The organism is Rhodococcus baikonurensis, from assembly GCF_040489275.1.
GTDB classification, from domain to species: Bacteria; Actinomycetota; Actinomycetes; order Mycobacteriales; family Mycobacteriaceae; genus Rhodococcus_F; species Rhodococcus_F baikonurensis.
This window is the reverse complement of record NZ_JBEUOQ010000011.1, coordinates 40906-55747: the sequence shown is the minus strand read 5'-3', so window position 1 is coordinate 55747 and position 14842 is coordinate 40906. Positions and strand designations below refer to the sequence as shown.

Annotated in this window: 10 protein-coding genes; 2 read left to right on the top strand and 8 right to left on the bottom strand. The window is 61.1% G+C overall.

The annotated features are described in order from the left end of the window. Window positions 1-38: 38 nt before the first annotated feature. The 6 genes from ABWI03_RS23360 to ABWI03_RS23335 all read right to left on the bottom strand — a co-directional run bounded on the left by ABWI03_RS23360 (window position 39) and on the right by ABWI03_RS23335 (window position 9179). Complete coding sequence (locus ABWI03_RS23360) at window positions 39-530, bottom strand: hypothetical protein (protein WP_298772987.1); 492 nt, start codon at window positions 528-530, stop codon at window positions 39-41. After that, a complete protein-coding gene (locus ABWI03_RS23355) occupies window positions 527-1381 on the bottom strand; it encodes a ParA family protein (protein ID WP_003940667.1) in 855 nt (284 codons plus the stop codon). Before ABWI03_RS23355 ends, ABWI03_RS23360 begins: the two co-directional genes overlap by 4 nt. A gap of 33 nt (window positions 1382-1414) precedes the next feature. Beyond that, a complete protein-coding gene (locus tag ABWI03_RS23350; RefSeq protein WP_298772983.1) occupies window positions 1415-4339 on the bottom strand; it encodes a Z1 domain-containing protein in 2925 nt (974 codons plus the stop codon). Next, entirely contained in the window at window positions 4336-5853 is a 1518-nt protein-coding gene (locus ABWI03_RS23345; RefSeq protein WP_298772981.1) for an ATP-binding protein, read from the bottom strand. Before ABWI03_RS23345 ends, ABWI03_RS23350 begins: the two co-directional genes overlap by 4 nt. After that, window positions 5846-7969: a hypothetical protein gene (locus ABWI03_RS23340; RefSeq protein ID WP_298772979.1), complete on the bottom strand. Its 2124-nt coding sequence runs from the start codon at window positions 7967-7969 to the stop codon at window positions 5846-5848. Before ABWI03_RS23340 ends, ABWI03_RS23345 begins: the two co-directional genes overlap by 8 nt. A 109-nt stretch (window positions 7970-8078) precedes the next feature. Beyond that, the gene (locus tag ABWI03_RS23335; protein ID WP_221742702.1) at window positions 8079-9179 is read right to left on the bottom strand and encodes an LLM class flavin-dependent oxidoreductase; all 1101 of its coding nucleotides are present in this window, start codon (window positions 9177-9179) and stop codon (window positions 8079-8081) included. 297 nt (window positions 9180-9476) lie between these two features. Here ABWI03_RS23335 and ABWI03_RS23330 point away from each other — a divergent pair, with 297 nt between their 5' ends. Further along, window positions 9477-10478 carry an MBL fold metallo-hydrolase gene (locus ABWI03_RS23330; protein WP_095971500.1) on the top strand — a complete coding sequence of 334 codons (1002 nt, stop codon included), beginning with the start codon at window positions 9477-9479 and terminating at the stop codon, window positions 10476-10478. A gap of 42 nt (window positions 10479-10520) precedes the next feature. Here the strand turns inward: ABWI03_RS23330 and ABWI03_RS23325 are convergent, their stop codons facing one another. Together ABWI03_RS23325 and ABWI03_RS23320 are read right to left on the bottom strand one after the other, a co-directional pair. Next, window positions 10521-11441, bottom strand: a complete 921-nt coding sequence (locus tag ABWI03_RS23325) for a universal stress protein (protein ID WP_298772973.1) — start codon at window positions 11439-11441, stop codon at window positions 10521-10523. Beyond that, window positions 11438-12883 (bottom strand): amino acid permease, encoded by a 1446-nt coding sequence (locus ABWI03_RS23320; RefSeq protein ID WP_298772971.1) that lies wholly within the window; start codon window positions 12881-12883, stop codon window positions 11438-11440. Before ABWI03_RS23320 ends, ABWI03_RS23325 begins: the two co-directional genes overlap by 4 nt. Window positions 12884-13043: 160 nt before the next feature. Here ABWI03_RS23320 and ABWI03_RS23315 point away from each other — a divergent pair, with 160 nt between their 5' ends. After that, window positions 13044-14837 (top strand): alanine racemase, encoded by a 1794-nt coding sequence (locus tag ABWI03_RS23315; RefSeq protein ID WP_353798884.1) that lies wholly within the window; start codon window positions 13044-13046, stop codon window positions 14835-14837. Window positions 14838-14842: the final 5 nt, after the last annotated feature.

Below are 14842 nucleotides of genomic sequence, written 5' to 3'. Positions count from 1 at the left end.
TACGAGAGGAAATTAGGACATCTCTGTTTGAAGTGAAATCAGCGGAACGCACTCCCCTTCGAGGTCAGTGCCTTCACACGCTCGACAGTCCAGATCGCAAGCACATCCACCTTGCGCTTGCGACCCGTCTCCTTGTGCGTATCCATTTCCTGTTCCGCGATGATGTCCTTGATACCGTCGGCGTCGAGGGCCGAAAGACGCTCCAAGAGAACCTCTTCCCCATCGAGCTTGAAGACCTCGAACGGGTCGAAAGCCCCCGGCTCCCGTTTCACCTTCGGGGCAGCAGCACGACGACGCGGCGCCGGTGCAGAAGCAGGTACCACAGCGGCGGATCCATCCGACGGAACTGCAAAAGCGCTTTCGATTGCCTTCGCGAAGCGCGGGGTGCGGGCAGCTTCCTCCGCGACTACCTGAACCAGCTTGGCCAGCAACACCGATGCCGAGGCATTCGTCGCCGCCAGCTTCAAGAGCGCAGCACCGGTCTCCTGCACCTGCACCCGTCGACGCGCTTCATCGATACCCGCACTCATAGCTTCGCCTGCGCTTCCGTGAGAATGTTCTGCGTGATCGCACGCATCTGATCGAACTGACCTGCGTTGCCGTACTTCACTTTCAAAGTGCTGTACGGGTGAAACTCCGCCGACGCCGCAATCTGATTCGACTCCGCGAGGTATTCCGGCAACACGTGTGGGACGTTCGGATCGCGCCGAAGGTTCCGCACAGTAGTGCGGTGCACCGCCGAGTTGGACTTGTATTTGGTGATCACCAACCCGAGTTCGAAGAGTTCACGGCCGAGTTCTTTGCCGAACTTCGCAATGTGCGTCTGGATCTGCGGAATGCCGTACGTGGAGAGCACATCTGGGATCGTGGGGATCACATAGCCGTCAGCCATGGCCAATCCGTTGAGTGTGATCGGCCCGAGATTCGGCGGGCAATCGATCAGAACGTAGTCGTAGTACGGCATCACCGGTGCGACGGCATCCCTCAATAATTCAACCGGCTTGGTGGAGTTCCGATCAGCCACCCGAAGGGCACTGATCTCTTCCTGCAGCTCGATCAAATCGAGAGATGAAGGAAGCAGATCCACACCCGTCACTCGCTTGACCGGCGAGACGCCGCGCTGAATCGAAGCTTCGAGATCGAAGTTCGACGTGCCATCGACAGCGTCACGGAAAATGGTTGCGCTGGTCAGCCCTTGCTTGTTGAGTTCGAGCCAATGATCCTCACTGATCATCATCGTCGTCAGATTGATCTGCGCATCGAGGTCGATCAACAGCACGCGCTGACCGAATTCGAGCGACATGAACTCGGCCAAACCCGCGGTGATCGTCGTCTTACCGACGCCGCCCTTGAGGTTGATCGTCGCAATCGTCTTAGCCATCAGAACCCATTCCTGTCTCCCACCACAACACACCTAGTTCGCATCGACGATCGCACCTGTCCCTGACTGCCTCACCCGAAAACCGATTCGCCCCAACGGCTCTGCTGCGTGTGGAAGCGCGTACGAGAACAACGTTGCAAAATCGCGCGAGTCCACCGGACCAGCCTGCGCCCGTTTCAACTGACGAGGAGCCGGATCGTTCGCAAACACCAGAATCAACGCACCGCGAGTCTTCCGATGAAGAGCTCCCGCAAGCGGTCCCCCGTTCTTCTTCGGGCTGCCCGCAATGTGCTCGATCGCATCGCGCTCACGAACGGCCGTACCGGTGAAACCTGTTCGGTACTCGCGTTCCTGACGTTTGCGATTGACGATCGGAAGTTTCTCGTGCCAACCTTTGATCTCGATCGGCTCCCGGGTCTTGGGGTACGGAAGCAGAACTGCGAAGTCTTCGAGCAATCCGGATTCGATTGCGGTCGAGAGCGCTTCGCGGTGGGGACCGAAATCCCACCCGTTCGCCCACTCGAACTGGTCGACGGCCGCCAACACCACACGGGCAGGGACGATGCCGTATCGCGCAGTGAACGATCGCGAAACGTCATCCTTGTCAACGAAATTGAAGGACCCACTTTCGTCCAACGACTTCAAAAAAGGTGCAACCGCGTCGAAGTGTCGAGCGTTGATCGAACCGTCGCCTCGCGGGGGCTGCATCGTGAAACTGAAACTTTCACCACCCATACCGCGATAAACCAGATCGGCGTTGAACATCTTGTTTCGAGCCGTTGGCCTCAGCCACGGCAGCTGCTGAAACACCATCGGAGGCACATCGCGTGGAGTGACCCACGGTTCGCCCTTCTCGTTCACACCGCTGAACCGAGTGAGCTCATTCCGGAACTCCTGCTCGTCCCGAACGATCGCCTCGAACGCCTTGTACATGTCGTAGTCCGCGCCGGCGGGTCCGCCAACCGTGCGGCCGATGAACAGGCGCACCAGGTCTCGGTACCCGGGGCGGAATCCGAACCATCGTCCCATCTGCATCAATGTGTCAGCTTGGCCCGTTCGACGCGTGTAGTAGGTGATGGTCAGGCCCTCGACTGTAAAGCCGCGACTCAGCTTCGTTCCGCCGACAAGGATCTTCCACACTCCTCGTTCCTGGAAGTCGAGGGAATCCTGCTTGTAGTCCTTCTCCGCCGCACCATTGACCACGATGACAGGGCTGGTGCCCTCGGAAATCTTGTCGTAGGCGGCGCCGATGAACTCCTCCAGCTCACCGAACGAGCTGGGATTAGCCAACTCGCTACCACGCGCAGCACTCACCACTGCAAAGTCCTCGGCCCAGAGCTTTTCCAGCCTCGAGAGACTCTTAGCCTGGCTGTACCCCGCCGACTTCCACAAGGCCTTGAAATCATTGGCCACAGCGTCGTGCTCGGCCTGCTTCACCGATTCGTGCACCAACATCGTGTGGTGCCGATACGGCTTGGCGCCCTTCGATTCCCGGAAAAGCTTGATCGCCCCGGTCAGGACAAACGAGTCGAGAGCCCGCAATTGTTCGGCAGAACGATCCTCGTCGCACTCGGCCCGGAGATCCCGTACGTACGCTTTCTCGTTCGAATTGACCGGAGTCTTGTCGTCGTCCTCGACGTCGTCGAGATCGTGGAAGTCCGCACCACCCATGTACGGGCCAGGCCGCTCGAGACTGACGATGAAGTCCGAAGGAAAGACGTTGACGCTGTCCTCCGGATCGACAAACACATTGGCAAAAGGTGTTGCGGTGTAACCGATGTACTGGGCACGCTTGAGTAGACCGAGGATCTCAGCGATCTGGCCGTTGATCGCCGTCCGCTCGATCTGCTCGGTTTTCATCTTCTTCGGATCAATTGTGTTCACCGACGCCTGATCGGCTTCGTCGTCGATGATCAGGGCAGGAATCTGATCGAGTTCGGTCGGCACTTTCTTCAGATCGGCCACCAGCTTCTTAAGGCTGGAGACGTTCTTCTTCACGACCGCGATGCGAATATTGCTGGGGTACAGATTCTTCGGATCATTGAGTGGAAGAGAGTGATCCACGGTTTCGAAGTGCAGTGCGCTCAAGCCCGCGAGCAGACTCTTGTAGTCAAAGGTCGAGGTGGTGAGCCGGCGGATAGCCGGGATTTCATTCGTCTTGTTCGGATCGATTTCGTGTTCGAGAAAGTTCCCGTGCCGCCAGTCCTCGTCGTTGGCGTAGTCATCGTCCACGCCGGCACTGATGTTTTGACGACCGACCAATTCCATGTCGAGGCGTCGCTGAGTCTGGCTCCGGAGAATCTCGATCGTGCCGGTCAGAACGATGACCAAGCGGTATCCAGCGTCGATCGCCTTGGCCACGACGCCACTGAAATTCGCCGTCTTCCCGCTCTGGACGTAGCCGACCACCAAACCTTTGGACTGATACGGCTCCGGCCTGGTTGGGTCGGCGAGTCGATGCACAACCTCGGTCGTGGCGATGTCCAGCTTTCCGATTGTCGCTTCGTCCCAGTTCTTGTCGGCTAAAACTCGCTTGTAAGCGCGCCAATAGAAGTCATGCTCACGACGACGCTCTGAGGTGTACCAGGGGTCCCACGGCTGCTGAGCAGCAATGACAACCGGCCCACCTTCGCGAGGGAAGTGCGCATCCATCTCGGCGTGGGCGTCGACCGGCAATCCCAACAAGTCGTAGATCCGAGCCCGCCGTTCCGGACTTTGCGGAACAGTCGCCCCCACCCATGTCTCAACACTTTCCGCATCCCACTGCCGCAGACGCGAGGTGAGCGCCGTTCGTACACCGACAGCACTGTCGTCGAGGAACACATCGATGATGTCCGCGATGGTCAGGCCATCCGGATAGCTCGCTCGCAGGCGCGCGTTGACCGGGTACAGCACATTCTCGGGCGGAAACCCGTCACCGAGTTCACGTGCAACCGCACGGAATACTTCATCACTCACTGCACTACCTGCTCCCGGTGCGCTGCCACTGCGGAAATCAACACTTCCTGCCACGCCTGCATCTTTTCCCTCTGACGAGCGCCGATTCTCGTTCCTTCGAACATCTCACTCACCAACAGGAAGACAAGAGTCTTGAGCACCGGAGCGTCAGCCGGGTCGAGACTGCGACGTCCGAGCAGATCACGCCGAAAACGCGCATTGACCCACAAAGTTCGAGTCTTTAGATCGACTTCGAAGAACTGATCACGCGCCAAAGCTCGCCAACCCACCGCAACAGGATCATCACCGACGCTGAATTCGAAGGCGTCGCTGAAGGAATCGAGCACGTCTTCCGGAAAGCCGGATGCCGGCTCGATGACGCTGATCGGCCGAGGTGCAGAACTTCGGGCTGCCCGCACGACGCGCTCGGCATCGGTCAGATACGAACGGAATCCACCGTTGCCATCCGTGAAGACGGCCCCGTCGAAGGCAGCCGACGCAGTGGCGTCGAGCGTCACCCCCGATTTCTCGGGATTGATGGTGATGTGCTGCAGCAGAGATTCGTTCAGGTCGACAGCAATTCGTGCCAATCCGTAGTCCGGTCGGCCCCGCACTATCGCGTTCCAGCCGCCGATCTGCAGGAGTCGATCGTGCCGATAGAAGTAGAGCCCCTGCTGGTCACGGCCAGGGGCGCCGTGGATGCGAAATTCCGGTGCATTGCTCCGGGCGGGCCACACGTGAGCTTCGGTGGTTACTGTGCCACCGGCGATCGACACGGTAAGTGTCCGAGGGTAGTTAGGGTCACCGGTGCGCGGATACCGGAACGGGTCGATGGCACTGACTGTGCGCAGCGCGCCGGCGCGTCCCGCTTCGACGTCGAAGACATCGACAGTCAGAGCAATCCGGCCGGATTCGATGAGACGGTGAAATACGACGCCGAGGTGACTGCGCACGTCGTTGATGGTCTGTTCGAGCCAGCTGGTCTGCTCGTCCGCGTGCGCGGACATGAGAAATGTTGTGATGCTGCACCATTCGACAACAGTTCCGGTGTCGAAGGGAAAGCGGGGCGTGACTGCGTCGAAGAATTCTTTGGCTTGCCGGTCCTCGATCACCGAAACTGACTGACGCCCCTGCACTGAGGCCGAGTCGATCTCGCGGCCCTGCGTCGGGTGCCCGGACTTTCGAGACCACACTCGGAGCAACCGAGCCTGACTCAACGACGCCGCCTTCATCCCTACACCGAAATGACCCAGGTCCTCGGCGGCATACTCGCGTCGACGGCCGTAGGTCATCGCAGCATCGATGGTGTCACTGTCCATGCCGGAGCCGTTGTCGATCACCATCATCGACACGATCCGTGTGCCGTCCTGAACGAACCTGATCAGCACGTGCGACGCCGCGGCGTCGAGGCTGTTGTCGATCAGATCGGCGAGCGCTGTCGCGATGGTGTGGTGCAAGCCGATGGCGCCGGCGAGGGACTCGTCCGCCACAAGAATCTTGGTGCTCACTATGCGGGTGTCCGTGACGTCAGTCATGGGATGCGTCCTTACCCTCTGCCTCGCCGATTTCGGATGCTTCGCCACGCCTCCATGCCGCCTCCAAGAAGTCCAGAACCACGTCCTCACCACGATCTTCGTACGCGCGCAGTATCTTTCGTGGACGGTCTTCGCCGTCCAGACACACGGCTTCGGCAAGGATCCGCACCACATGCCTCTCGGCAGTTCGCAATGGCTCGCGATTGCCAACCTCTGCGAGTGCCTGACGTAGTGGGTCGATGTCAGAGTGGACGATCGCCGGTCGAACCACGCGGAAGGTTCCGTCTTGCCACAGCTCGAGCAACACGTCTTCGCCCTCGACAGCGGAGAGTTCACGCAGGAATCGGCGGATAGTGCCGAACGTCGGCTGCGCTCCGGTCCACCGAACTGCTTGAACGCCGAGGTGGCTCTCCAACTCGATGGTCTCACCGCGCACACAGCCGGCAGCGACCGCAACACCGGCGGGTACTGCAAACCCGGAGCCCCGCAGATGATCTGCGGTCACGGTCAGTCGATACCGCCACGTACTCCCTGACCGGTACAGGCGGCGAGTCAACTCTGGCGTCTTCGCAGTGTTGCGTGTCCGCTTGCGCCGGACTATCCCGTCACCACCAATGTTGAACTCACTGGCTTCTTCAGCCTCTCCCGAAGAAACCGATTCCTCCCCAACGGAATCCGCGCTTCCCCAGGCGTGCAGCCGCCAGACTGCGCCGTCGAGCGCCACGCGATCGTCGGCCTCGAGCGCGCGCTCGATCGACCGGTCACTGCGATCGGACTTCAGCAACTCCACTAGCTCGACGACGGACTTCGGCGATCCGACGGCTTCGAGCGCGCCGACTGCCAGATCGGAGATCCGACGCGCACGCGTCAGCGCAGAATCCGCCACTACGACGACCCCGCACCACGCAAGCCACTTCTCCAGTTCGCCGCGTGACATCGACACAACTTCGGCGACGTCGTCGAGTGCAACTACACCGTTGGGGGACTCAAAGTCTTCCAGCAAGGTCTGAGTGCGTTTCTTGGCCGCCGCGACGCCCGGAGCGGCTGCCCAACCGTCAGTCACCTCGAAGTAGTCGTCGAGACGGTCCAGAACCAACCACAGCGGAACTCCGTAACCAGGCACCTCCGCCGCGATGCTCGGATGCACGTCGAGGAGGCGATCGAGCGAAGCTACCGGCTGAATCTCGACGCGCAGGCTGGCAAGCAGGTTCCCCACGGCTGTCCCGAATCCGCACGCCGCGTTGAGTTTGGCTTTCACGTCGGCCTCGATCTGCCCGACCCGCCCCGAGCCCACTCCGAGCCTGGCTCCGATCGCTCCCCTACGCTGCGGCACTCGCGCTACGATCCGCTCACGCAACACCAACGACTCCCGCTCATCCAGCTGCGAGAAGAGATTGTCGATTTCGTCCATCGCGTCGGTACGGTCGGTGTCGGGCAAGTCGTTCGGCGTCAGAGCCGAGATCCGGGCGGCAACTTCCTGAATCGAGGCCGGAGATTCGTCGTCGATCTCGACGGTGACGAGTGGTCTGCTGTCCTGACCTCGGACCCGTCGCCACATAGCAAGCTGAGCGAGATCGTCGAGCAGCGCTGTGATCGCGGGTGGGGCACCTGCTTCCTCAGCGGCCTCGACGCGGGCGAGCGGAGTCGTCATGACCGCACAGACCAACAGGTTGAGCACTATGTCGTGCACCGTCTGTTCGCTCGTTCCGCGCACGCCGAAGATCTCAGCGGTCGTGTGCGTCAGCAGTCCGCCGATTGCTTTGTCGGTGGTGAGCCGAGACAGTGCCGTCACTGCGCGAGTATCGAGACTCAACGCCTCCAGCGGGAGATCTTCACCAAGGAGCGGAAAGCTCTCTCGTAATACCGCTGCCGCGTGGTGGGCGATGTAGAGGGACGCCAGCTCGGAGAGAACCTTCTCGAGATCGACCTCGAGAACAGTGAACGACGGCGCTTCGCTGAACCACCAATCAGGCGACGGGGCCAGCGGCTCGAGCAGCGCAGCACGATCGGATACGTAGTCGTCCAGCCAAGGAAATAGATCGACCCACAGCGTCTGACTCAGCTCGTTCGCGGGAAGCGAGTTCACACCCAACGTCAACGCACTACTCCCACTCACGGATACCTTCATTGCGGTCAAAACCGACCGCGATGTCGGTAACAAGTTACTGCAGCTTGTGAGCCGTCGCAGCGCCGGACCTGCTTACCCGACAGTCAGGCTTCTCCGCTCAGTCGACGGCGGTGAAACCCTTCGCCCGATCTTTGTCGACCGAGGTCCACAGCGTCGTCGACAGTTCGGCCTTCACCAGCGGGATAACCTCCTCCGCAAAACGGCGCAACGTGTCCTTCTGCTGCTCGAAGTCGAGCACGTGATTGACCGACACCGATTGGAAATCGTGGCCGTAACTCTCGTGATAATCGAGGATCTTCTCGGCGACCCGCTCCGAAGACCCGACCAACGCCGGCCCGCGGTCGACGGCTTCCTCGATGGTCCGGAAGCTCGTCGACTTCCCGACAGCTTTGGGATCGTGCTTGCGTTTGTCGGCCTGCGCAACGGCGCCTTCGTAGATCGGACGGAACTCTTCGATGGCCTGCTCGGTCGTGTCGGCGAGGAACAATCCGCCCGAACCCGAACCGACATACGCCTTGGCCGGGTCATGTCCGTACGCCAGGTACTGCTCGCGGTAGTGGTCGATCAGCACTTTGTAGTTCTCACGAGGCTGGAAGGCGTTGGCGGTGACGATGGGGTCGCCCCACTTCGCCGCGAGTTCGACGGCCTCGAACGAGGTAGCCGATCCGTGCCAGATACGGAACGGGCCGTCGAAAGGACGCGGTAGCGTCGTCGCGTCCTCGAGCGAAGGCCGGTGCGTTCCCACCCACTTGACGTTTTCCTCGCTGATCAGCAGTTTGAGGAGTTCGTAGTTCTCGGTGAGGTACTCGTACTGCTTGGCGATGTCGAGACCGAGGAGCGGGTATTGAAGAACCTCGTTGCCCTTGCCGATCACGATCTCGAGGCGTCCCCGGCTGAGTTGATCGATGGTTCCGAAATCTTCGGCGACTCGGATCGGATCAAGTAGCGAAAGGACCGTGACACCTGTCGACAGCAGGATTCTGTCCGTGGCCTGCGCAATCGCCCCCAAAACGACGGTTGGCGCCGACGAAAGAACCGGCCCGGCATGGCGCTCACCCACCGAGAACGAATCGATACCCAGTTCTTCGGCGAGAACCGCCAGTTCGACGACGCGGTTGAGCCGATCGGACGGGGCAACTTCCTCGCCGGTCACTGGATGGGGTGGGTTGAAAATGATGTCCAGAACCTGAAAACGCATGACCCGTCTTTCTCGATAACCGCACAGCGCGCCTGTCCCTTGGAGGCTAGTGCGCGGTTCCTCGACGGATCCACCAACCGACCGACGCTCCCAATGCAACCAACGTGCGAAATCTACTAATCAGCAACATCTTTCAACCAGAAGAGACCACCCAGTCGATAAAACTCTCGCCGATCCGAAGTCGACCGAAATCATGCCGAACTCCCGCCAGGCAGGACCTGTGTCACCGACCAATCGAGCGCACGGTAAACATGAAGTACTAAGAGTGCGTTCCCTTATCGTTAAGAGGTACTTGATATGAACGGTGCGGCAGCCATCGGTGATGGCATATTCCAGATTCCTGTCCCGATCACGGACAACCCGCTCGGCCACACGCTCGTCTACGCCATGGAATCCCCCGGCGGACTGATCTTGGTCGACGCTGGTTGGGGCGACGACAACGGCTGGCAAGGCCTAAACGCGGGGCTCGCCGAGATCGGGCATTCGGTGACCGACATCGAGGGCGTCGTAGTCACGCACTTCCATCCGGACCACACCGGACTGTGCGGCCGGGTCCGCGAGGCGTCCGGCGCCTGGATCGCGATGCACGAGGACGACCACTACCTGTTCGATCAGATGTCGACTGCACGCGACGACGAGTGGATGGCATACCAACTCGAGAACATGGAACGCGCTGGAGCCCCGAAAGCCGACCGCGATGCCTTCCGGTTGACTGCCGCGGGTGAGTCTCCCGTGGGCCCCGAGTCCGCTCCCGACCGCCTTCTCGCGGACGACGAGATCATCGCACTGACCGGCCGCGGCCTCCGCGTTGTCTACACCCCCGGCCACACGCCTGGCCACGTCTGCTTCTACCTCGACGACGCCGACGTCATGTTCACCGGCGACCACGTCCTGCAGAAGACAACCCCACACGTCGGCAACTTCGTGTACCCACTCGACGAGCGTGACGCCCTCGCCGATTTCCTCGACTCGCTCGCACGGGTGCAGAACATGAACATCACCCGCGGTCTCGGCGCTCACGGCATTCCGATCGACGACGTCGGAGGTCGCGCCGGCGAGCTGATCGAACACCACCAGGAACGACTCGATCACCTGCTGCAGGAGTTCGCCGACGACAAGCTCACGGTGTGGGACGTCGCGGCAAAGATGAAGTGGTACAAGCCGTGGGCCGAGATCTCCCCGATGGGAAAGACGATGGCGTTGTCCGAGGGCGCAGCTCACCTTCGCCATCTGGTTGCCCGAGAGCAGGTCTCTCAGGTTCCCGGCTCCGAGCCCGCGCTCTTCGCTCGCTCCGTCTGAAAGATCAGGGCCGACAAGCACTCCGCTCGTCGGCCCTGATCTCTATTCCGCTTCGGCCTGATCGACTATTCGGGTCGACGCGGATCGCGGGACCACCACCACCGGAACCGGCGAGTACCGCACGATCTTCGCTGCCCGACTGCCGAGGAACACCCGGGCCAGTGGACCTGCCTTGCTCGAGCCGACCGTCAGAACGTCACCTCGATCCCACTCGACGCCCTCGAGCGCCTCGGCCCAGTTACGGCCATGGCTGATAACCGATTCCATGACGTCAGGTATTTCGGGCAGTGCACGCACTCTCTCGAAGGCAGCGTTGGTCTCGCGCTCGACCACCTCGGCCCACTCGGAGATGACCGGTGAGTCCCCCTCTGTCCCGAGCGTGGTCGTGTACTGCGCGTTCGCACGAACTGCAAACGCCGCCAATCTGAGTCCGGCACCGACACGCGCAGCCACGGTCGCGGCGGCGAGCACCAGGTCGTCCTGATCGGGTGTGCCCGAGTATGCGGCGGTGACGCGGCGAACCACCTCACCGGGCTTGGTTCGAAATCCCCTCGGCGCCAGCGCGACCGGGACGTCGGAGCTGTGCAGCAAGCGGGAGGTGACGCTGCCGAGAGCCACGTGGCCGAACACCCCGGCTGTGGACGAGTCCAGGACGATCATCTTGGCTTCGTGCTCGTGAACGAGATCGAGCAGGCCACTCGACGTCGACTGAGCTTCATGCACGACATAGGTCACGTCGACGTCGGAGGGCATGTCTGCCCGCGCTTTCGCCAGTGCCGCTTCGGCTTCGGCTCGCAACTGCTGGTGGTATTCGGCGTCGACACGCGCCATCCCGGGCGGTGGCGGCGAGGGAATCACCGCGCAGATCACCAGCGGTTCACCGGACGAGCGCGCCAACAGCGTTGCAAGATGGACGGTTCCGGAACTGTCACCGTCGGGTGCGTATCCCGCGAGCAGCGTCATGACTCGGACTCCGATCCCAATTCGGCGCGGTTCTTCGCACCGAGGCGCGAGTGCTTCATACCGTAGGCGAAGTACCAGATGATCGCGACGGTCACCCAGACGAGGAACACGTAGATCGTGACGGTTCGGAGGTCCTTGATGATCCACAGGCAGCCCAGGATCGAGAGGATCGGCGTCACCGGATAGCCGGGAACTTTGAAGCTGCGCGGAAGGTCCGGGTCACTGCGCCGCAGGATGATGACCCCGATCGAGACCACGAGGAAGGCCACCAGGGTTCCGATGCTGGTCATTTCGGCGAGGAAGTTGATCGGAATGAAACCGGCCAGAATGCTGATGACGACGCAGACGATGATGGTGTTGGGCACCGGCGTCAGAGTCCGCGGGTTCACCTTGTGGAAGATCGACGGAATCATGCCGTCGCGTGACATCGCGAACAGGATACGGGTCTGACCGTAGATGACCACGAGCGTGACGCTGCAGATGGAGATCACCGCACCGGCGGCCAGAAGTGTTCCCGGCCAGGTAGATCCGGTCACCTGTTCGAGGATGGCGGACAGTCCGGCTTCCTGACCTTCGAACGATGTGGAATCCTGTGCACCGATCGCCACGGCGACGACGGCGATGTAGATCGCGGTGACGGACACGAGTGCAATGAGGATCGCGAGAGGGAGATTGCGACGAGGGTTCTTCACTTCCTCGCCGGCGGTGGACACGGCGTCGAGGCCGATGTACGAGAAGAAGATGATTCCGGCGGCGGACATGACGCCACTGAATCCGAACGGTGCGAAGTCGGCGAAGTGATTGCTGTTCCATCCGGCGATGCCGACCACGATGAAGAGCAACAGAATTGCGAGTTTGATCGAGACCATGATGGCGTTGGCCTTGGCTGATTCACTGGCGCCGCGGATGAGCAGAACACCGCACAGGCACACCAGGATCACTGCGGGCAGATTGATGATGCCGCCCTGCTCCGGCGCTTGTGACAACGCGTCGGGAATCTGGAACCCGAAGAGGTTGCCCAATAGCTGGTTCAAATACTGCGACCATCCGACGGACACCGCCGCGGCCGAGACTCCGTACTCGAGAAGCAGACACGCGCCGACGGCCATGGCTGGAAGCTCTCCGAGCGTCGCGTAAGCGTAGGAATACGACGAGCCCGACGCCGGGACAGCTCCGGCCAACTCCGCGTAACAAATCGCTGTGAGTCCCGCGACGACACCGGCAACAACGAAGGAGATGATCACTGCCGGACCCGCAACCGGGACCGCCTGCGAGAGGACGAAGAAAATACCGGTGCCGATCGTGGCACCGATTCCGAACATGGACAACTGCGCCAAACCGATACTGCGGGTCAGCTCACCGCCGTTGGTATCTGCGCCGGTCTCCTGGTCTATCTGCAAAGCCGGCTTGCGCCGAAGTACGTGTTTGACGAGAGTAGCCATCGACGCTCCTCTAGAGTGCCTGGTAGGAAACTGTTGTATCCTCATACTGCACGTAAGTGTCCTGTGACACAACAGTTGGAGCAAAGTTGTCCAGCTCACGCCAACCGTCCGGTCTGGAATGCCCGGATCGTGAACCGCCTTCGGAGAAAACGGGGAGATCATGACCGGACCGACCATCACCGTCGACCTGCGTCGTATCGAACAGAATGCGCGCGTCCTCGTCGAGGCGTCCAGCGCTCACGGTATATCGGTGGCCGGTGTCAGCAAATCTACGTGCGGCTCCCCCAAAGTGGCACGAGCAATGGTCCGCGGCGGCGTCACGCAGATCGCCGACTCCCGCCTGGACAACCTGGCCCGCATTCGCCGCGACGGCATCACCGTTCCCCTGATGCTGATCCGCGCACCGTCGCTGAACGAGATCGACGACACGATCCGCTACGCGGACATCAGCCTCAACTCCGAGTTGACGACGATTGCTGCTCTGGGCAGAGCAGCACAAACGCGAGGAGTCGTCCACGACATCGTGCTGATGATCGACCTCGGAGATCTCCGCGAAGGAATCCTGCCGGCGGAGGCGTTGGACGTAGTCGCTGAAATCCTTCCCATCGAGGGCATCAGACTGATCGGAATCGGCGCGAACCTCGCGTGCGTCGGTGGCATCCAACCGACCGTCGACAACCTGTCGAATCTGGTCTACCTAGCCGACGAAATCACGAAGCGGTTCTCGATCGAACTGCCGATCGTTTCCGGCGGCAATACGTTCTCACTGCCACTACTCGAGACGGGCACGATGCCCGAGGGGATCAACCATCTGCGTTTGGGCGCCAGCATCGTACTGGCCGAATCACCTACTCCCCCCAAACTGTACGAACTGCTGAACAACGATGCCTTCACTCTCACCGCGGACATCATCGAGGCGAAGGTCAAGCCGTCGCGGCCGTATGGAGTCTCAGGCGAAGACGCATTCGGCCGACGCCCCGTCTTCGACAACGAGGACAAGCCGAGCCGACGCCTGATCTTGTCCATCGGCCGCGAAGACATCTCGCCGGAAGGCTTGACCCCGATCGATCCGCGCCTGAAGGTGATCAGTGCCAGCAGCGATCACCTCCTCGTCGACGCCGGAGAAACAGGTGACGAATACCGACTGGGTGGCACGGTCGACTTCACGATCGATTACGGCGCGCTCTTGATGGCGATGACGTCGCCCTACGTCGAAAAGCGTTATGTCCTGGGCACCGAACCGATCGACGCCAATGCAACCGTCGAATTGATCGACCTCGAAACTGCCGGCCTGGCACGCCATCTCCTCGATCACGGTCTACGCGAAGACATGTCCGGAATCGGATTCAACTGCATCCAAGCCGAGAACGCTGCCGCGGATCTCACGACGTTGCCGCTGTGGCTCACTTCCGAGGCCTGGCAGAACACCAGAATTCCGATCGCCACCGAACCCGGAACCGATTTGGGTGCAATCATTTTCGCCTCCCACGGCGATATCGAGCAATTGCTGTCGTCCGCGGCGGATCTGCACGGCCCCAGTTTGGAGAACACCGTCTTGGTGGGGGTCAAGAACGCCACGGTCGATCACAAGCGCGCACTCGACGAGTACGGGGTGTTGCTGGTGACGATCGACGAGATCGATCGTCATGGCATGGCGGCCTTGATGCCTCGTGTCCTCGCCGCGGCGGGTCAGGGCGTGAACGGTGTCCACGTCCACTTCGACATGGACATCATCGACGGGCGTGTTCTCGGCGTCGACGACACGACGCATCTGGGCGGCCTCACATTCCGAGAAGCGCACCTGGCCGCCGAATTCATCAGCGAGACCGGCCTGACGAGATCGATGTCGATCGGAAGCGTCGCAGCGGCGGCTTCCGATCCTCTCGGCCGTCAGGCGACCTTCGTCGACGGATTGGTTGCATCGCTGCTGGGGCGCAAGGTGGTCAAAGCCTGACGTTG